The sequence below is a fragment of the Bradyrhizobium yuanmingense genome, from assembly GCF_029167105.1.
In the GTDB taxonomy this organism is placed as follows: domain Bacteria; phylum Pseudomonadota; class Alphaproteobacteria; order Rhizobiales; family Xanthobacteraceae; genus Bradyrhizobium; species Bradyrhizobium yuanmingense_A.
In genome coordinates, this window is the sequence record NZ_JARFML010000023.1 from 108983 (window position 1) to 127237 (window position 18255).

The window sequence follows — 18255 nt, forward strand, 5'->3', positions numbered from 1 at the left end:
ACTCGGAATGCTGAAGCCGATGAGTGTGGTAAGAGAGGCCATCGTCGCCGACGCGGACGACGAAGTGGACGGTGCGATGGCTGACGGCGCAGCGGCGGAACGGGTCAATGACCGCGCCAAGGCAGGACGAAAAATCCTGCCCATCGTCGAGGGTCTCGTGCTCCTCGCGGCGCTGCTGGCGCCGCTGGTGCTGCAGGACTATCTCACGGTGTTCGCGACGCGCGTGATCATCCTGGCGCTGTTTGCGCTGTCGTTCGACCTGGTCTGGGGCTATGCCGGCATCATGAGCTTCGGCCAGGCGCTGTTCTTCGGCTCGGCCGGCTATGGCGTCGCGCTGCTCGCGCGCGACCTCAACATCACCAACATCTTCCTGGTGCTGCCGGCGGGAACATTGATCGGCCTCACTTTCGCGCTGCTGCTCGGCGGCTTCCTGCTGCTGGGACGGCATCCCTCCAGCGTGATCTTCGTCTCGCTCGGCACGCTGACCGGCTCCTACGCCGCCGATCGCCTGGCGCGCGGCTGGTATTATCTCGGCGGCCAGAACGGCATCCCCTCGATCGCGCCGATGTCGCTCGGCGGTTACGACTTCACGGAGGGCCCGGCGTTCTACTATCTCGTGCTCGGCATCCTCGTCGTGGTCTACCTGCTCTGCCGCTTCCTGGTGCGCTCGCAATTCGGTCTGGCGCTCGCAGGCCTGCGCGAGAACGAGCAGCGCATCGCCTTCTTCGGCTACAAGGCGCAGCATCTCAAAGCCATCATCTTCACCATCGGCGGCGCCGTCGCAGGCCTCGCCGGCAGCCTCTACGCCTTCCACGAAGGCTTCGTCTGGCCCAACATGGTGGGCGTCGTGGTTTCGACCCAGGTCGTGCTCTACGTCCTGTTCGGCGGCTCCGGCACACTGATCGGCGCCGTCATCGGCGCTGTCATCGTCGAGGGCGTCAGCTTCTGGCTCTCGGACAATTACCGCGACATCTGGCCGATCATCCTTGGCCTGCTGCTCCTGCTCGTGATCCTATTCCGACCGCTCGGCCTGATCAGTTTTGTCCTTGGCGAGCGCGAACGGGTCGGCAGCTTCGGTGCCAAGCAAAAGGAGACGCGCAATGCTCCTTGAAGCGGCCGGCATCAAGAAGGTCTTCGGCAAGCTCACCGCGCTCGACGGCGCAGCCCTCACGGTCGGCGAGAACGAGTTTCACGGCCTGATCGGCCCGAACGGCTCGGGCAAGAGCACGCTGATGAAGTGCATCGCCGGCGCCGAAGTGCCGACCCAAGGCAAAGTCTCCTTCGTCAACACCGACATCACCGCGTTCACGCCGACCGAACGTGCGCGCGCCGGCATGAGCCTGAAATTCCAGATCACATCCGTGCTGCCGTCGCTGACGCTCTACGATAACATCCTGCTCGCGCTGCAGGCGCAGTCCTCGCTGTTCGACCTCGTGTTCTCGCGCACGCGCAGGTTCTTGCACGACCAGGTCATGACCATGCTGACGCAGTTCCGCCTCGCCGACCGCGCCTTCGATGCCGCCGCTGCGCTGTCGCACGGCCAGCAGCAATGGCTGGAGATCGCGATGGCGCTCGCCGGCAAGCCGAAGCTCCTATTGCTCGACGAGCCCACCGGCGGCATGAGCCTTGAAGAGCGCCGCGTCACCGGCGAGCTGCTGCAGCCGATCAAAAAACATTGCTCGCTGGTCATCGTCGAGCACGACCTCGATTTCATTCGCGACATCTGCGATCGCCTCACCGTGCTCGACCAGGGCAAGGTGCTGGCGTCTGGCACGGTGTCCGAGATCCAGGCCAACACATCCGTCCAGGAGATCTATCTGCGCCGTGCCTGAATTTTTGGACATCAAGCATCTCGACGCCGGCTATGGCCGCAGCCAGGTCCTGTTCGACGTCAGCCTCGGCATTCCCTGGCGCGGCGGCGTTGCCGTGCTCGGCCGCAACGGTGCCGGCAAGACCACGCTGATGAAGACCATCGTCGGCGAGCTGCCGGCCTGGAAGGGCGAGGTCGCGTTCGACGGCCGCGACATCAGCCGCCGCGCCACCCAGGAGCGCGTGCGCGCCGGCATCGGCTACGTGCCGCAGGAGCATTCGGTATTCGCGCGCCTGTCGGTGCGCGACAATCTCGCCGTCGGCTCGCTCGCGAGCAAGGATTCCTCGGCGATCGACCGCGTACTGGCCATCTTCCCAAAGCTCGGCCAGCGCCTCGACCAGCCCGCCGGCACGCTGTCCGGCGGCGAGCGCAAGATGCTTGCGATCGGCCGCGCCATGCTGGGCGACCCAAAACTGCTGCTGCTGGACGAGCCCACCGAAGGCGTCTGGATCGGCGTCATCGAGGAGATCACCGAGCGCCTGATCGAGCTCGCCAAGACCATCGCCGTCATCATCGTCGAGCAGCACCTCGACCTCGCGCTCCGCGTCGCCGACTACGCCTATGTGCTCGACCGCGGCCGCGTCGCGCTGCAGGGCGAGGCGGGCGAGGTGCGGGGCAAGCCGGAGCTGATGCGATATCTGGCGCCGTAGGGATATGGCCCTTCGCGCGAGCGGAGCGTGCGCCTCGTCCTTCGAGACGACCGCTTCGCGGTCTCCTCAGGATGAGGCTAGGCAGCCATTGGAGCCTGTTGAACCTGGCGCAGCACCCTCGATCCTCATTCTGAGGGCCCGCCAACGGCGGGCGTCTCGAAGGATGGCCACAGGCGAGATCACGCCATATGCGATACCGCTGCCGCTTGACCGAGACTGGCCCGGCGCCCCGTCCGGCTCTTCAACTGTCAAACATCCGAACGTGACATCGCGATCCCGCGGCGCCGTTCGCCCGGGTTCTGCTTCACTCTCGCGCCCAAAAAATCGGAAGGGCGCAGGGAAGGCCGGGTACCGGCTGGCACCCACGAGCCCCTGTGCATGATGCGTAGTTTAGACGCTCACAGGGGTGACACAGGTGCAGCCCGATAACCGGCCTTCCCTGCGCAGTGGTTTGACGGCTTATGTCGCGCTCTCCCCGGGGAGCGATGCACTATTGCCCCCGTCGCCTCGCGAGATCACTGATACGCGCCCTCCGGTAGGACGACGCGCACCACCACGAGACTTGACGTACAGACCCCGGACGTCAGGACCACACGATTTTGCCGTACGCACCCTGCTTTGCCCCTCGGCTTCGCAAGGTATGGCAGCGCCTGTCGTACCGCGCCCGCTGATCGCTCACGGGGACTACCCGCCCTGCGACCGCATCTGGCGCCAACGCCGCCCGCGTCCACCGCAACCCATCCCACGAACCGTGACGATCGCGACCCGCCCCTTCCGGAGGGATGAGATGGCGTGGAAGATAGGGTGTTTTGGGTGTTCGGGTAAAGCGAATTATTGCTATCCGAAGGGACCCGCCTACTTCACCGCCGAGAACCGGCTGTCGAACGAGTTCGACTGCACCACCGGCGCGGCGCCGGACATCATCGGGGTATTGTCACCCGCGCCGTCGCTCACCGACGGCTTCAGCGCCGGACGCGTCGCGGCGAGGCGGGTGTCGGGCTTCGGCGGCTCGGCCGGCTTGGCGGCGACAGCGGCCGGCTTCGGCGTCTCCTTCGCCGCCTCCTTGGTCTTGTCACTCCCCGGCACGAAGCGGGTCACGGCGGCCTTGAGTCGCGAGGCGGCCGTGGCCGGCGTCGTGGACGTCTGGGCGGCCGGGGGCACGGAGGCGGTGGCCTGCGGCGCCGGCGTGGTGGTCGCCGTGGTGTCGGCGCCGAATCCCATCTTGCGGCCGAGGTTGGAGAAGAAGCCGCCGGATTTCTCTTGAGACTTCTCGGCAGGCTGTGCCGAGGCGACGCGGGTGTTGGCGGCGGGCGCACTGACGGCAACCACCGGCTCTTCCCGCGGCGCCGGCGCGCTTGCCACCGCGTCGAGGTTCGGCTTGGGCGGGTTGACGTGGCCGGGGATTGTGCCCGGCGCCTTCGCCATGGCCAACATCTGCAGCGTGGTGCCTTCGGCGCTCTCGGACAGGCCCGTGGAGCCCTCCGGAATCTTGGCGGCGAACACCTTGTGCATGCCGCCGTCGATGCCGGTGTTCATCCGCGCCACCGGCGTGCCCTTGGCGACGAGCCTTGCGTATTCGCTTTCGTCCTTGGCCTGCTTCTCGCGCACGGCGCTGGCGATCTCCTCGGGGATCACATAGGCCGGGCACTTGGCGGAGGCGTCGAACACCGGATCGCGCTTGGCGTCGGCGGGCTTGGCGGCATCGAAGACGTACTTTTTCTCGCAGAAATCGACCTTCGGCTCCTGCCGCGTCACCTCGAAATGATCATAGCCTTCCTTGATCATCTTCCAGAACGGCATGTTCGGATTGTTCCGGTGCCTGGCCATGTTCACCGGCGTCATCTTGAACGGATAGGCCTGCAGCTGGAACGCCTTCTGGCCGCCGAAGAAGGACTCGCGGCCGAGCGAATAGATCTCCGCGATCTGCTCGTCCGTCATCGCGTAGCAGCCGCGCGACGAACAGTCGCCGTGCACCATCAGCTGCGAGCCGGTGCGGCCCAGCGCCTTGTCGAACGCGTTCGGGTAGCCGGTGTTAAACGAGAGGTAATACGACGATTGCGGATTCATCTGGCTCGGATTGATCGAGTAGAATCCTTCCGGCGCCTGGCGGTCGCCTTCGCGCACCTTGGGGCCGAGATCGCCCGACCAGCGGCAGATTGGATAGGTCTTGAGCAGCGCGAACTGGCCAGAGCGGGTCTGCTTCCAGACCTCGAGCTCGGCCTCCTGCTTGAACAGGCGGACCAGGATCGGCGATTGCAGGTCCATGTCCTTCTCGGCCATCGCGGCGATCAGCTTCGGCGGCACCGGCTGATTGGCCTTGGCGTTGGTCGCGAGCGAGACCTGATCGGTGTTGCAGCCGGCGAGCAGACCGCCGGCCGTCATCAGCGCAACCGAGACCAAGAGCGCGCGAGCAAGCGAACGAGAAATCAAGATGGACCCCACACCGTGCCGGGCATTGAAGCGCGAACCCCAATTCTTCCGAAGCGCAATCCGACCGGAAAACCGACCCGCCGAGACGGGCCCGGTCAGACCCCGCTCCAGCGCTTATGCCCTGAAGCCATTGATTAAAATTCTAACCTCTGGGTCATGTGGTCGCAACCCGAGCGGGGATCACGAGGGCGTTGGCCCAGTGGCATGGTCAACGAAGACTAAATGGACGCGACTTGGGACGGAACTTGGGCTTTCGGGCCGATCCGGACTCAGATCGCCGATTTGGGCAAAAAAAGGGTTAAGGCGGGGTTACCGGGGGCTCTTCACCTCCCCCGCTTGCGGGGGAGGCCGGGAGGGGGCTCGCGCCGCATTGGGAGTGTCGCGAGAGGAGAGACCCTCTCCCCAACCCTCCCCCGCAGGCGGGGAGGGAGCGCACCGCCCTTCGCGGCGCCAAACTCGCCCCAATCAGCCCAGTTTCCGGCCTATATCGAGGAATTTCTGCCGCCGCTGCTTGCGGATGGCATCCCCGTCGAAGTTCCGGAGCTCGTCGAAGGCCTTGGCGATGGCCTCGCCGGTGGTGGCGATCATGGCGGCGGGGTCGCGGTGGGCGCCGCCGACCGGCTCCTTCAGGATGGCGTCGATGACGCCGAAGCGGAGCATGTCCTGGGCGGTGATCTTCATGTTGTTGGCGGCTTCCTGCGCCTTGGTGCCGTCGCGCCAGAGGATGGAGGACGCCGCCTCCGGCGATATCACGCTGTAGATCGCGTGCTCGAGCATCAAGACCTTGTTGGCCGTGGTGATGGCGATGGCGCCGCCCGACATGCCCTCGCCGGTGATGATCGCGACATTGGGCACGGTCAGCGCCAGGCACGCATCGGTCGAGCGCGCGATCGCCTCGGCTTGTCCCCGCTCCTCGGCGCCGATGCCGGGATAGGCGCCTGCGGAATCGGCGAGCGACAGCACCGGCAGGCCGAACCGCTCGGCCATCTCCATCAGCCGCACGCATTTGCGATAGCCTTCCGGCCGCGCCATGCCGAAATTGTGCCGGATGCGGCTCTCGGTGGAATCGCCCTTTTCCTGGCCCATCACGCAGATCGGCTCACCGCGGAAGCGGCCGAAGCCGGCGACCAGCGCCTCGTCCTCGCCGAACTTGCGGTCGCCGGCCAGCGGGGTGAATTCGGTGATCAGGCCCTTGATGAAGTCGTTGAAATGCGGCCGCTGCGGATGCCGCGCCACAAGCGTCTTCTGCCAGGGCGTCAGGTTCGCATAGAGGTCGGCCAGCGCCTGCGCCGCCTTGTCCTCGATCCGCCCGACCTCATCGCTGATGTCGGTGCCGGTGGCGGCGAGCGCGCGCAATTCATCGACCTTGGAGTCGAGCTCGGCGACGGGCTTTTCGAAGTCGAGGTAGCTGCGCATCTGGTCTTGCATCAATTCAATATAGGGGGACGGGGCTTTAGAAGCGAAGCGAGTTGGGGTCGCGGAAAGAAGTGTAGCGTCTTCAATGGTTTGGCTTGTGCGCTCGTGGCGGCCGGCCAAATCAGTCGTAAGGCCCCGGCTCTTTCCGCGGAGATGTGGCCGAAGTCAAGGCGGTTTCATGGGCCGTCGCGGCTCTCGTGTCCCGGCACGAGACCCCTCAGCTATCGCTACTTCTCCGCCAGCGGGTGCAGGTCGCGCACCAGGCTCTTCAGCCGCTCCTCGACCACATGGGTATAGATCTGGGTCGTCGAGATGTCGGTGTGACCGAGCAGGGTCTGCACGATGCGCAGGTCCGCGCCGTTGTGCAGCAGATGGCTGGCAAAGGCGTGGCGCAGCACGTGCGGGGAGACCAGCCGGGCCTGCAAGCCGGACGCAGCCGCGAGCTCCTTGAGGTCGCGGGCAAAATGCTGGCGCGTCAGATGACCGCTCTCGCCGAACGAGGGGAACAGCCATTTCGAGGCGGCCACGCCGTTCTTCCTGTCGGCCTTTGCCGCGTCCGTCGCGGCGAGATAATCCGCCATGGCCTGCCGCGAGGCGTCGTTGAGCGGCACCAGCCTTTCCTTGTTGCCCTTGCCGCGCACCACGATCATGCGGGCGTCGCGCTTGGCCGCCGAGCGCGGCAGCGCCACCAGCTCGGAGACGCGCAGGCCCGTGGCGTAGAGCACCTCGAGCAGGCAATAGAGCCGCAAGGCACGCAGCCGTTTCGAGGGCGAGGCGTCTTCCGCCTCGCTCAATTCCCTGGCGCGGCGGAGCATGCGGTCGACGTCCGCGATCGACAGCACTTTCGGCAGGCCGCGGCCGCGCTTCGGGCCTGACAGGATCGCGGCGGGATCGTCGCCGCGGATACGCTCGTTCAGCAGGAAACGGTAGAGGTGCCGGATCGCCGACAGGCGGCGGGCCACACTGGTGGATTTGAAGCCGCGGGTGTCGAGATCGGCGAGATAGTCGCGCAGCGTCTGGGTCTCGGCATCCACGAATGTATGGCCGACGCGGCCCAGAAATTCCGAGAAATCGCTGAGGTCGCGGCGGTAGGCATCGAGCGTGTTGGGGCCGGCGCCCTGTTCCGCGGCGAGCATGTCGAGGAACAGGCCGATGAGCTTGGCGTCTGAGGGTTTGGCGGGCATGCCCGGGAGGCTAGCTCCTATTTCTTGAGAAATTTGTCCGGCGGGATCGTCACCGTCATCTCCCGCGGCTTCGGATTGACGAAGTTCGCCAGCGCGAAGAGCACGCCATAGACGATGCCGGCGATCACGGCGACGACCGTCAGGAAGCGGAACAGGCTCGGCATCGTTCTGGAGTCTCGGGTAGGGGCGCGGCAGCCAAATTAACCAATGAAATCATCCAACATGTTCGCCGTTTCGTGGCAAGAGTCCTCTGGCGAGGGCCCCCATGGGGTCGTATAGGTGGCCAAAGCCATGCCGCATCTGGCGGCAGTTCGAGCGAGATCCAGTCGAGCGAGACGATGTCCGACGCCGCGTTGCCGCTTCCTGCTTCGCCCGAGGCCGACATCCTGTCGGCGCTCGGGGCGCGCTCGATCGTGCTCGTCGGCATGATGGGGGTGGGCAAATCCACCATCGGCCGGCGCCTCGCGGCCCGGCTCAAGCTGCCCTTCACCGATGCCGACACCGAAATCGAGGTGGCCCACGCCGGCATGACCATCCCGGAGATCTTTGCGACCCATGGCGAGCCCTATTTCCGCGACGGCGAGGCCCGTGTGATCGCGCGGCTGCTCGAGGGCGGGCCGATCGTGCTGGCGACCGGTGGCGGCGCTTTTATGCGCGAGGAGACGCGCGCGCGCATCGCGGCGAAGGCCATCTCGATCTGGCTGAGGGCGGACCATGACGTCATCATGCGCCGCGTGCGGCGCCGTGCCGACCGTCCGCTGCTGCAGACCGTCGATCCCGAAGGAACCGTGACGCGCCTTCTCGCCCAGCGCGAGCCGATCTATGCCAATGCCGACCTCACCATCGCCTCGCGCGACGTGCCGCACGACAGAATCGTCGAGGAATGCATCGAGGCGCTGCACGCCCGTCTCTGCGGCGGACAGCCAGCCCAACCGCCTGCCGACATTGCGAGTGCGTCAAGATGACCGCGCCGTTGAAACATTCCGATCCCGTCAAGGTCGACGTCGCACTCGGCGACCGCGCCTATGACATCGTCATCGGCCGCGGCATGCTGGCCTCGCTCGGCGAGCGTGTCGCCGCTCTGCGACCCGGCGTGCGCACGGCCATCGTGACCGACCGCACCGTCGCGAAATACTGGCTCGAGCCCACTGAGGCGTCGCTCGCGGCCGCCGGCATTCCGACCTCGCGCATCGTGGTCGAGGAAGGCGAGATCTCGAAGACCTATGCCGGCCTCGAAAAGGTCAGCGAGGCCCTGATCGCCGCTCGGATCGAGCGCAACGATCTCGTCGTCGCGCTCGGCGGCGGCGTGGTCGGCGATCTCGCCGGCTTTGCCGCGGCCATCCTGCGCCGCGGCGTCGATTTCGTGCAGGTGCCGACCTCGCTGCTCGCGCAGGTCGATTCATCCGTCGGCGGCAAGACCGGCATCAACTCGCCGCAGGGCAAGAATTTGCTCGGGGCCTTCCACCAGCCGGCGCTCGTCATCGCCGACACCGCCGTGCTCGACACGCTGTCGCCGCGCCAGTTCCGGGCCGGCTATGCCGAGGTCGCCAAATACGGCGTGCTGGGCGACGAGGCCTTCTTCAGCTGGCTGGAGAAAAACCATGCCGACATCGTCAAGGGCGGATCGGCCCGCGAGCATGCGGTCGCGACCTCCTGCCGGGCCAAGGCCGCAATCGTCGCGCGCGACGAGCGCGAGACCGGCGAGCGCGCGCTGCTCAATCTCGGCCACACCTTCGGCCACGCGCTGGAGGCTGTGACCGGCTTCTCCGACCGCCTGTTCCACGGCGAGGGCGTCGCCATCGGCATGACGCTGGCGGCGCAGTTCTCCGTGAAGCTCGGCATGATCGGCGAGGCCGATGCGGCACGCGTCGAGCGCCATCTGATCGACGCAGGCCTGCCGACGCGCCTGCAGGACATCGCGGGCTTTGCGCAGGAAGGGCTTGCCGATGCCGACGCGCTGATGGCGTTGATGGCGCAGGACAAGAAGGTCAAGCGCGGCAAGCTCACCTTCATCCTGCTGGAGGCCGTGGGCCGCGCGGTGATCGCAAAGGACGTCGAGCCGGCGCCGGTGCGCGACTTCCTGAAAGAGAAGCTCGCACAGTGATGACGGGACCGTTCAGATCGGCCGCCCGCGAAACGGCGGGGAATGCCGGGGCGGTCGCGAGGCAAACATGAGTTCGATCTCGATCAATCTGCTGCTTGCGGCCCTCCTGCTCGCCGCCAACGCGTTTTACGTGGCGGCGGAATTCGCGCTGGTGAAGAGCCGCGGCTTCCGCGTCAAGGCCATGGTCGAGCAGAACCGCTTCGGCGCGCGCCTGCTGCAGACGATGATGATAAACATCGAATCCTATCTCGCCTGCTGCCAGCTCGGCATCACCATGGCCTCGCTCGGTCTTGGCTGGATCGGTGAGCCGACCGTGTCTGCGCTGCTGAGCCCCGTCCTCAGCCCGCTCGGAATGTCGGAGGCCACGCTGCACTTCACCTCGTTCGTGGCGGGTTTCCTGGTCTTCTCTTCGCTGCACATCGTCATCGGCGAGCAGGTGCCGAAGACGCTTGCGATCCGGGAGCCGATGCCGGTGTCGCAGTGGATTGCGTATCCGCTGCATTTTTCCTACCTCGTGTTCTATCCGCTGAGCTGGTGTCTCAACACGGCGTCGGGCGCGATCCTGCGCCTGATGGGGGTGCAGGAGTTCTCGCAACACGAAATCCTGACGGATTCGGAGATCGAGGGCCTGGTTGAGGAATCGGCCGTGCACGGCAAGATCGAGAGCGGCGAGGCCGAGTACATTCACAACGTCTTCCGTCTCGGCGAGCTGACGGTGTCTGACGTGATGGTCCACCGCACGGCCATGGTGATGATCAACGCCGACCTGCCGCCGGAGGAGCTGGTGCGGGAGGTGCTGGCCACCGAATACACCCGCATTCCGCTGTGGCGGGACAAGTCGGAGAACATCATCGGCATTCTTCACGCCAAGGATCTGTTGCGCGCGATCCGCGCATCGGAGGGCGACACGTCGCGCATCGACGTCACCACCATCATGCTGCCGCCCTGGTTCGTGCCGGAGATGCGGCCGATATCCCAGCAGCTCAAGGCGTTCCGCCGCCGCAAGACCCATTTCGCACTCGTCGTCGACGAGTATGGTGAGGTCGAAGGCCTCGTGACGCTGGAAGACATTCTGGAGGAGATCGTCGGCGACATCTCCGACGAGCATGACGTGGTGGTGGCCGGCGTGCGCCGTCAGCCGGACGGCTCCGTCGTGGTCGACGGGTCGGTGCCGATCCGCGATCTCAACCGCGCCATGGACTGGCACCTGCCCGATGAAGAGGCAACCACGGTCGCCGGTCTCGTCATTCACGAGGCGCGCTCGATCCCCGACCGCGGCCAGAGCTTCACTTTCCACGGTTTCCGCTTCCGCGTCCTCCGCCGCGAGCGCAACCGCATCACCGCGCTCCGTATTTCACCGGTGACGCGCGAGGCCGAGCTGGAAGCGGCAAAGCCGAGACGGGCCGGAACGTCGTTCTAACCTTCCCCCGGCGCCTGCGCATTGATCGCCAGCGCGTGCACGCTGCCGGCAAGTTCCGCGGCGAGCGCCGAATTTATCATGCGATGACGGTCGACCCGGCTCTTCCCTTTGAAGGCGGCAGACACGATATACACCCGGAAGTGCGTCTCGCCGCCCGGCCGGTGACCGGAATGGCCCTCATGCAAATGTGACTCGTCGACGACTTGCAGGCTTTCCGGCGTGAAAGCTTCCTGCAACTTGTTGCTGATAGTGTCTTTCATAGCCATGTGTGCCATTAAGGTGCGCGCTCGCATCCCGTCAATACCCGGACGTCCAAGCTCGTCGCGACCGGGTGCTTAGCGAATTGCAATGTCAAGACTTGAAGGTTTTTGCATTGCGTAGTCAAAGTCAGCCATGCCGATCGATTCATCAAAATTCTTCGACTCAATCCGCGTGAAGCCGCGGGGCAAGCAGCCGGAAGTGAAGCCGCGCGACACCGCGGTCAATTGCGAATGGGCGGGCTGCGCCAACAAGGGCTCGCACCGGGCGCCGAAGGGCCGCGAGAACCAGCGCGAGTACTGGCACTTCTGCCTCGACCACGTGCGCGAGTACAACCAGAACTACAATTTCTTTTCCGGCATGAATGCCGATGCCGTTGCACGCTACCAGAAGGATGCGCTGACCGGTCACCGTCCGACCTGGAAGATGGGCGCCAATGGCGGCAAGAAGGGCGCGGAAGAGATCGACATGGCGTCCGATCCTTTCAGCATGTTCTCCGAGATCAACGGCCGCGCCAGCTGGCGCAAGGGCCCTGAAGCTGCGCCCAAGGCCGAGACGCGCAAGGTGATGAACGCCGAGCGCAAGGCGCTTCAGGTCATGGGCCTCGGCCCCAGCGCGACGCTTGCCGACGTCAAGACCAAGTACAAGGCGCTGGTGAAGCAGCACCACCCCGATGCCAACGGCGGCGATCGCTCGACCGAGGACCGCCTGATCGAGATCATCAAGGCGTACAATTATCTGAAGACGGTCGTGCGCGAGGCGTAAGGCGGCCTCGGGCTTTCTTCCTTCTTCCCTTGTGGGAGAAGGTGGCGCGGAGCGCCGGATGAGGGGTTGCTTCCGCAGATTCCAATGTAAGAGGGTGCTCGCCGAGAGAACCCCTCACCCGTCTCGCCGCTAGGCGGCGAGCCACCCTCTCCCACAAAGGGGGAGAGGGGAAGAGCGCTCCGCATTCCCTAGGCTTCCGGCATCGCCCCGACATATGACGAGCTCGGCCGGATCAGCCGCCCCGTCCGCTGCTGCTCGCGGGCGTGCGCGGTCCAGCCTGCGGCGCGCGCGACCGCGAAGATCGGCGTGAATGCCTGCCGCGGAATCGCCAGGGAATCGAGCAGAATCGCGGTGAAGAACTCGACGTTCGTCTCCAACGGCCGCTCCGGATTCTTCCTGCGCAAGGCGCTGCGGATATAGGCCTCGACCTCGCCGGCAAACGGCAGATCTGTGCCATTGGAAGCAAGCGCCTCGACCGCGGTCTTGAGCACGTCGGCGCGCGGATCGCGGACGCGATAGACACGGTGACCGAACCCCATCATGCGCTCGCCGCGCGCCAGCGCCGCATCCACCCATGACTGGATGCGCTCGCGCGAGCCGATCGCGTCCAGCATTTCCAGCACCGGCTCCGGCGCGCCGCCATGCAGCGGACCGGTCAGCGCGCAATAGCCGGCGGTGACGGCCGCGAACAGATCGGCCTGCGTCGAGGCCACCACGCGCGCGGCGAAGGTGGAGGCGTTCATGCCGTGGTCGCTGGCGGTGACGAGATAGGCGTCCAATGCCGTGATCTCGCGCGTTGCAGGCGAACGCCCGTGCAGCATGCGCAGCGTGTCGGCGGCATGGCTCACGTCGGGATCGGGCGCGACCGGCTCCAGCCCCTTGGCGCGCCGGACCAGCGCGCCCGCGATCACCGGAAACGCGCCGACGATCGTCGCCTCGTGCTCCAGCCCGTGCTCGGCGCGAAGTCCGGCGACGGCGGCACGAAACCCGTCGATGATGCCCATGCCGCGCGTCGCCGGCAACAGGTCCGGCAGCCGCGCGAAGGCGCGCTCGCGCGCCACGCCCAGGTGTGAGCGCACATTGGCCTCGGTGAGGGTGGTCTTGCTGGCGCCGTTCCAGAGCCGGGCGGTGACGCCCTCGAAGCTCGAGAGTGCAGCGAGCCGTCCGACGTGCTCGCCAGCGATGATCAGCTCGCCGCGCTCGCCGTCGACATGGCTCAGCACGGTCTCGGCCGCGGGAACGCCGTCCAGCCCGATCTGGCTTTTGGTGAGGTGGATGTTCATGGCCCAATCTCCTGTTCACGGAGAACAAGGTCAGGCCTCTCGACACATTGATCAATCTTGATTACATAAATCAATATGAAAAATTCTAATGGGCTGTACCTCTCCGCCCGGGAAGCCGCCGCCGAGCTCGCGATCTCCCCGGCCACCCTCTACGCCTATGTCAGCCGCGGCCTGATCCGCTCCGAGCCGACGCCGGACTCGCGAAAGAACCGCTATCGCGCCGAGGATGTTCGTGCGCTGAAGGAGCGCCGTGTGCCGTCGCCGGAGCCACGCGGCCTGCGCAGCTTCGATGCCGATCTGCCGGTGATGGACACGGAGATCTCGACCATCACCGAGGAGGGCGCGATCTATCGCGGCGTCAATTGCGTCGATCTTTCCGAGAATGACACGCTGGAGCACACCGCGACGCTGCTGTGGGATGTCGCCGACGTCGATCCGTTTGCCCCCGACAATCAACCGGAACTCTCCGAGGAAATGCGCCTGATCGCGGAGGCCGCGCGCCGGGCGGCACCGATCGACCGCGCCATCGCCGTGCTCGCACTGGCCGCGAGCGTCGATCCCCGCGCCTTCACCCGGGCACCGGATGGCCGCGCCATGGTCGGCGCGCGCATCGTCCGCCTGCTGGTTGCGACCATGCTCAATGCGGAAGCCTCGGCCGAGCCGCTGCATCAGCAGGTCGCGCGCGCTTGGGCGGCAGACAACAAGCACGCGCCCGATTTGATCCGCCGCGCGCTGGTACTGCTCGCCGATCACGAGCTGAACGCGTCGACCTTCACCGCACGCTGCGCGGCCTCGACCGGCCTCAACCTTTATGACTCCGTCATCGCCGGGCTCGCCGCATTGAAAGGGCCGAAGCATGGCGGCGCCGGCGTCCTGGCCTCACAGCTCGTCAAGACGCTGGTCGACCGCGACGTCGAGCCGATGGTGCGCGAGCGCGTCGCCCTCGGCGAACGCTTTGCCGGCTTTGGCCACGGTGTCTACAAGCACGGCGACCCCCGCGCGCAATCGCTGCTGAACGCGCTGTCGCGCTCCGGCGCGCCGCGCAAATTCACCAGGGAAGTGCCAGAGCGGATCGCGGAAGCCACCGGCGAGTTCGTCAATATCGACTACGCGCTCGCCGTGCTGGTCCACGCACTGCGCCTGCCCGCCGGCAGCGAGCTGGCGCTGTTCGCGATGGCCCGCAGCGTCGGCTGGATCGCGCACGCCAGCGAGCAATTGCAATTCGGCAAGCTGATCAGGCCGCGCGCGAGATATGTGGGCCCGACGCCGGGAAAGAGGGTGGGGGCTGCGAAATCCGGAGCCTAAAGCGCGATGCGATCAGGATGAATCGTCATCGCGCTTTAGGTTATTGTTTGAGCATGATCTTTTCGGAAAACCGCTTCACACTTTTCCGGATCATGCTCTAGATCACTTTCCGGATCTTCAGCCTAGGCTTCCGGCGAACCGCTCGGCGATCCTGTTTCTCCTGAATGCCTCGGCGACCCAGTCCACGAAGACTCTCGTCTTTGCGGGCACAAACTTGCGCGACGCGTAGTAAATCGAGATCGCGCCGGCGTCACAGTACCATCTTGGCACCAGGCGTAGCAGCGACCCCTCTTCGAGCGCGGGAAGAATGTCGGCGGTGGCGAGCATGGCAACGCCCAGACCCAGCAGTGCCGCCTCGCGCATCGCAGCCGGGTCGTTGACGACGATCGCCTCAGACAGGAGGGCTTGGACTTCGCGCCCCGAAACATCGCGCATCGACCAGTGCCGGATGCGCCCGCTCTGGAGCGAGCGCATGACAATGCCATCCAACGCGGCCAATTCGTCCGGCGTGGTCGGTAATGTTCGACCCGACATGTAGACCGGAGAAGCAACGGCGATGATGTGTGCCGGCGCAAGGGTTCGGCTGACAAGTCCCGGCAACAATTCAAACCCGCCTCCGATCGCGGCGTCGTAGCCTTCACCGACCAGATCGACTTGGCGATTTTCAAAGTGCCACTCAGGACGGACCTGCGGATAACGGGCCAAGAAGCCGGGAAGCAGCGGCAGGATATGAGCTGTGCCGAATGTCGGCGGGAGGCTTATCTTGAGAACGCCCGCCGGCTCCTCGCGTCCGGTGGACGTTCCGGCGATCGCTGCCTGCAGCCCTTCGAGGTGGCCAGTGATCGCTGTGCGGAACGTCTCGCCGGCTTCGGTGAGCGTCAGCCTCCGTGTCGAACGATGAAATAATCGGACGCCGAGATTGCGCTCCAGCATGGCGACGTTGCGGCTGACGGCTGCCGGAGTCAGCAAAAGGCGTCGGCCAGCCTCCGAAAAGCTGCCACACTCAGCGCTGCGAACGAATGCTTCCAGGTTGGCCAGCGTTTCCATGGGCTCATTTTCAAAGGAACGTTGATAATCTTACGACCAATATCATGCTAATCAAAGGGCAATATTTCGATCATCTCTGAGCGACCGATCAGTTCGCCTGATCCCAAACAGCCCGGAGCATTTCCATGTCCACCATCGGCATCATCGGCGCAGGCAATATCGGCCGCGCAATCGCACAAGTGCTGGCGCGCAACGGCATCGCCGTGACCCTGTCCAACAGCCGAGGGCCGGACAGCCTCAGGACCACCGTCGCCGAGATCGGTCCGCTCGTGACCGCGGGCACCCGCGAGGAAGCCGCCGCCAAGGATATCGTGTTCGTCGCCGTCAACTGGTCGAAGCTGCCAGATGCGCTCGCCGGCCTGCCGCCATTCGGCGGGCGCATCGTCATCGACGCCAACAACCCGATCGAAGCGCCACTGTTCAAGCCGGCAGAACTCGGCGGTCGCGCCTCGTCCGAAGTTTTCGCCGATCTGGTCCCCCGTGCGCGGGTGGTGAAAGCGTTCAACCATCTTTTGGCGCAACTCCTCGCAACCGACCCGGCGAGCGAGGGCGGCAAGCGCGTGCTTTTCTACGCGGGCGACGATGCCGGCGCGAAAGCGGAGATCGGCGCTCTGATCGATCGGCTCGGATTTTTCGGCATCGATCTGGGCTCGCTCGCGATTGGGGCCAGGTTGACCCAGTTTCCTGGCGGTCCGCTTCCCGCGCTGAACCTGGTGAAGTTCGGATGATGTGCGAGCCACTTGGCAACACGATGAAAGGGATCACGATGAAAACGGAAGATATTGATTTCGATCACCTGCTTCGCTCAAATCTGGAGCGGGTGTTCAACGAGCGGGACGAGGACAAGAGGCGGATCGCCATCGCCGAGTTGTTCGTCGAAGAGCCCGTCATGTACGAGCCGACCGCCATCGTCCGGGGGCGCGCCGAGATATCGCGCATCGCCGGGAATCTCCTGATGCAATTCGGGCCGACGTTCCGCTTCGTGCCGGATGGCGTGGCTGTCGGTCACCACGGGCTCGCGCATCTGGCTTGGCACGCCGGCCCAAAGGATGGTCCAGTCGTGGTGACAGGCGCAGACGTTGTTCAAATCGAAGGCGGCAAGATCGCGCGGCTGTGGGTGCTGCTCAATTCGCAGAACACCGAATAGCGTTGCCTCTGGCTGTAATCTCTGCGCTCTCTGCCGTCGTCACTGGGAACGCAGAGGCACAGCGTTCCTGGAGTGACGGCTCGCACCTCACCCAGGGCAGTTCACACCATCGCTTCCGCGACCACCATGTAGTTCACGTCCATATCGGACGACAGAGACCATTTGTCAGCGAAGGGCGAGTAGACGACGCCGGTCTGCTCGGTGATGACGAGACGGTTGTCGAGCAGATATTTCGTCAGCTCGTCGGGCGTGACGAACTTGTTCCACTCATGCGTGCCGCGCGGTAGCCAGCGCAGGACGTATTCGGCACCGACGATGGCGAGGGCAAAGCTCTTCCAGTTGCGGTTCAGCGTCGAGACCACCATCAGGCCGTTCGGCTTCAGCATCGCGGCGCAGCGCTTCAGGAACATGCCGACGTCGATGACGTGCTCGACCACCTCCATTGCCAGCACGATGTCGAAGCGCTCGCGCGGATCGATCTCCTCCACCGTGGTGCAGCGATAGTCGATCGCCAGATGGCTCTTGTCGGCATGCAGCTTCGCCGCGGCGATGTTGCTCGCGGAGGGATCGATGCCGATGACCTGCGCTCCGAGGCGCGACAGCGGCTCGCAGAGCAGGCCGGCGCCGCAGCCGATGTCGAGCACGCGCAAGGACCCGAGACAATTGAGGCTGCGCACGTTGCGCTCGAACTTGCGGCAGGCGGCGTCGCGGATATAGCCGAGCCGCAGCGGGTTGATCCGGTGCAGCGGCGCCATCTTGCCCTTGGGATCCCACCATTCCGCCGAGAGTTTCGAGAATTTCGCGATCTCGGCGGCGTCGACGCTCGAGCCGGGCTGGGCGGAAAGAGAAATATTTTGCTGCATGCTCATGGTTGGGCGCGGTCCTACCGCGTGGTGATCGAACTACGGAAGGCGAGCGGCGAGGCAATCGTCCGGATGGTTTCGCGACCTTCGCCGACTCCGTTGATGGTCACATCGCCGTAGTTGAGAATACGTCCAAGAATTGTCTGGTTGACATCGACGCTCTCGACCTTGTCCAGCGGCATCTCGAAGGTGCGGCGCTGGATGAACCCGGTCTTGTGCACCACCCTGAGGTTGGTGACGTCGGTCTCGGTGGTGAAGCGATGGAACCAGCCCTTCACGGTCCAATACAGGGCCGCCAGCGCCACGAGACCTGCCGCGCCAAGGCAAAGCAGAACGAGCCAGTCGACCATCGCCTGCTGCGACAGGACGAGCAGGGCGAGCGCCACGATCCAGGCCACGATGGCCGGAAAGTAGAAGATCCAATGCGCATTGGTCGAATACAGCACTCGCTCGCCGGGCTGCAGGATCTCGTCGATGTAACGCGCCATGATCTAGCTTAACTCACTACCCCGC

General features: G+C 65.2%; 19 protein-coding genes. 10 read left to right on the plus strand and 9 right to left on the minus strand.

The window, feature by feature from the left end:
* Positions 1 to 7 precede the first annotated feature (7 nt).
* From P0R31_RS26995 to P0R31_RS27005, 3 genes are read left to right on the plus strand one after another with little or no spacing between them, the layout of a single operon-like run.
* Entirely contained in the window at positions 8 to 1111 is a 1104-nt protein-coding gene (locus P0R31_RS26995; RefSeq protein WP_275517408.1) for a branched-chain amino acid ABC transporter permease, read from the plus strand.
* Complete coding sequence (locus P0R31_RS27000; RefSeq protein WP_157285752.1) at positions 1101 to 1832, plus strand: ABC transporter ATP-binding protein; 732 nt, start codon at positions 1101 to 1103, stop codon at positions 1830 to 1832. Before P0R31_RS26995 ends, P0R31_RS27000 begins: the two co-directional genes overlap by 11 nt.
* Positions 1825 to 2520 carry an ABC transporter ATP-binding protein gene (locus P0R31_RS27005; RefSeq protein WP_275517410.1) on the plus strand — a complete coding sequence of 232 codons (696 nt, stop codon included), beginning with the start codon at positions 1825 to 1827 and terminating at the stop codon, positions 2518 to 2520. The genes P0R31_RS27000 and P0R31_RS27005 overlap by 8 nt, the downstream gene beginning before the upstream one ends.
* A gap of 855 nt (positions 2521 to 3375) precedes the next feature.
* On the opposite strand, the gene P0R31_RS27010 is transcribed toward P0R31_RS27005, so the two are convergent.
* The 4 genes from P0R31_RS27010 to P0R31_RS27025 all read right to left on the minus strand — a co-directional run bounded on the left by P0R31_RS27010 (position 3376) and on the right by P0R31_RS27025 (position 7714).
* Positions 3376 to 4950: a murein L,D-transpeptidase gene (locus tag P0R31_RS27010; RefSeq protein ID WP_275517411.1), complete on the minus strand. Its 1575-nt coding sequence runs from the start codon at positions 4948 to 4950 to the stop codon at positions 3376 to 3378.
* Between the two features lie 465 nt (positions 4951 to 5415).
* The gene (locus P0R31_RS27015; protein WP_036042616.1) at positions 5416 to 6378 is read right to left on the minus strand and encodes an acetyl-CoA carboxylase carboxyltransferase subunit alpha; all 963 of its coding nucleotides are present in this window, start codon (positions 6376 to 6378) and stop codon (positions 5416 to 5418) included.
* A 215-nt stretch (positions 6379 to 6593) separates the two neighbouring features.
* Positions 6594 to 7550 (minus strand): site-specific tyrosine recombinase XerD, encoded by a 957-nt coding sequence (xerD, locus tag P0R31_RS27020; protein ID WP_275517412.1) that lies wholly within the window; start codon positions 7548 to 7550, stop codon positions 6594 to 6596.
* 17 nt (positions 7551 to 7567) lie between these two features.
* Positions 7568 to 7714 (minus strand): histidine kinase, encoded by a 147-nt coding sequence (locus tag P0R31_RS27025; RefSeq protein ID WP_275517413.1) that lies wholly within the window; start codon positions 7712 to 7714, stop codon positions 7568 to 7570.
* 174 nt (positions 7715 to 7888) lie between these two features.
* Here P0R31_RS27025 and P0R31_RS27030 point away from each other — a divergent pair, with 174 nt between their 5' ends.
* The 3 genes from P0R31_RS27030 (at position 7889) to P0R31_RS27040 (ending at position 11074) form a co-directional block, all read left to right on the plus strand.
* The gene (locus P0R31_RS27030; RefSeq protein WP_275517415.1) at positions 7889 to 8515 is read left to right on the plus strand and encodes a shikimate kinase; all 627 of its coding nucleotides are present in this window, start codon (positions 7889 to 7891) and stop codon (positions 8513 to 8515) included.
* A complete protein-coding gene (gene aroB, locus P0R31_RS27035; protein ID WP_275517417.1) occupies positions 8512 to 9654 on the plus strand; it encodes a 3-dehydroquinate synthase in 1143 nt (380 codons plus the stop codon). The genes P0R31_RS27030 and aroB overlap by 4 nt, the downstream gene beginning before the upstream one ends.
* Before the next feature lie 67 nt (positions 9655 to 9721).
* Complete coding sequence (locus P0R31_RS27040) at positions 9722 to 11074, plus strand: hemolysin family protein (protein ID WP_275517418.1); 1353 nt, start codon at positions 9722 to 9724, stop codon at positions 11072 to 11074.
* On the opposite strand, the gene P0R31_RS27045 is transcribed toward P0R31_RS27040, so the two are convergent.
* Complete coding sequence (locus tag P0R31_RS27045; RefSeq protein WP_275517420.1) at positions 11071 to 11349, minus strand: BolA family protein; 279 nt, start codon at positions 11347 to 11349, stop codon at positions 11071 to 11073. The genes P0R31_RS27040 and P0R31_RS27045 overlap by 4 nt on opposite strands.
* A gap of 118 nt (positions 11350 to 11467) precedes the next feature.
* Here P0R31_RS27045 and P0R31_RS27050 point away from each other — a divergent pair, with 118 nt between their 5' ends.
* Entirely contained in the window at positions 11468 to 12097 is a 630-nt protein-coding gene (locus tag P0R31_RS27050) for a J domain-containing protein (protein WP_275517421.1), read from the plus strand.
* Positions 12098 to 12285: 188 nt separating this feature from the next.
* Here P0R31_RS27050 and P0R31_RS27055 read toward each other — a convergent pair whose 3' ends face one another.
* Positions 12286 to 13380 carry a citrate synthase/methylcitrate synthase gene (locus P0R31_RS27055; protein ID WP_275517422.1) on the minus strand — a complete coding sequence of 365 codons (1095 nt, stop codon included), beginning with the start codon at positions 13378 to 13380 and terminating at the stop codon, positions 12286 to 12288.
* Positions 13381 to 13455: 75 nt separating this feature from the next.
* Between P0R31_RS27055 and P0R31_RS27060 the strand changes: the two genes are divergently transcribed.
* Complete coding sequence (locus P0R31_RS27060; protein WP_275517425.1) at positions 13456 to 14685, plus strand: citrate synthase family protein; 1230 nt, start codon at positions 13456 to 13458, stop codon at positions 14683 to 14685.
* Between the two features lie 117 nt (positions 14686 to 14802).
* On the opposite strand, the gene P0R31_RS27065 is transcribed toward P0R31_RS27060, so the two are convergent.
* Positions 14803 to 15732: a LysR family transcriptional regulator gene (locus P0R31_RS27065; RefSeq protein ID WP_275517426.1), complete on the minus strand. Its 930-nt coding sequence runs from the start codon at positions 15730 to 15732 to the stop codon at positions 14803 to 14805.
* A 119-nt stretch (positions 15733 to 15851) separates the two neighbouring features.
* Between P0R31_RS27065 and P0R31_RS27070 the strand changes: the two genes are divergently transcribed.
* Both P0R31_RS27070 and P0R31_RS27075 read left to right on the plus strand, forming a co-directional pair.
* Entirely contained in the window at positions 15852 to 16460 is a 609-nt protein-coding gene (locus P0R31_RS27070; RefSeq protein ID WP_275517434.1) for an NADPH-dependent F420 reductase, read from the plus strand.
* A 38-nt stretch (positions 16461 to 16498) separates the two neighbouring features.
* Complete coding sequence (locus P0R31_RS27075; protein ID WP_275517427.1) at positions 16499 to 16879, plus strand: nuclear transport factor 2 family protein; 381 nt, start codon at positions 16499 to 16501, stop codon at positions 16877 to 16879.
* A gap of 101 nt (positions 16880 to 16980) precedes the next feature.
* Here the strand turns inward: P0R31_RS27075 and ubiG are convergent, their stop codons facing one another.
* Together ubiG and P0R31_RS27085 are read right to left on the minus strand one after the other, a co-directional pair.
* On the minus strand, positions 16981 to 17748 hold the full coding sequence (gene ubiG, locus P0R31_RS27080; protein WP_275517429.1) for a bifunctional 2-polyprenyl-6-hydroxyphenol methylase/3-demethylubiquinol 3-O-methyltransferase UbiG: 768 nt from the start codon (positions 17746 to 17748) through the stop codon (positions 16981 to 16983).
* 14 nt (positions 17749 to 17762) lie between these two features.
* Positions 17763 to 18230: a PH domain-containing protein gene (locus P0R31_RS27085; protein WP_157285742.1), complete on the minus strand. Its 468-nt coding sequence runs from the start codon at positions 18228 to 18230 to the stop codon at positions 17763 to 17765.
* Positions 18231 to 18255: the final 25 nt, after the last annotated feature.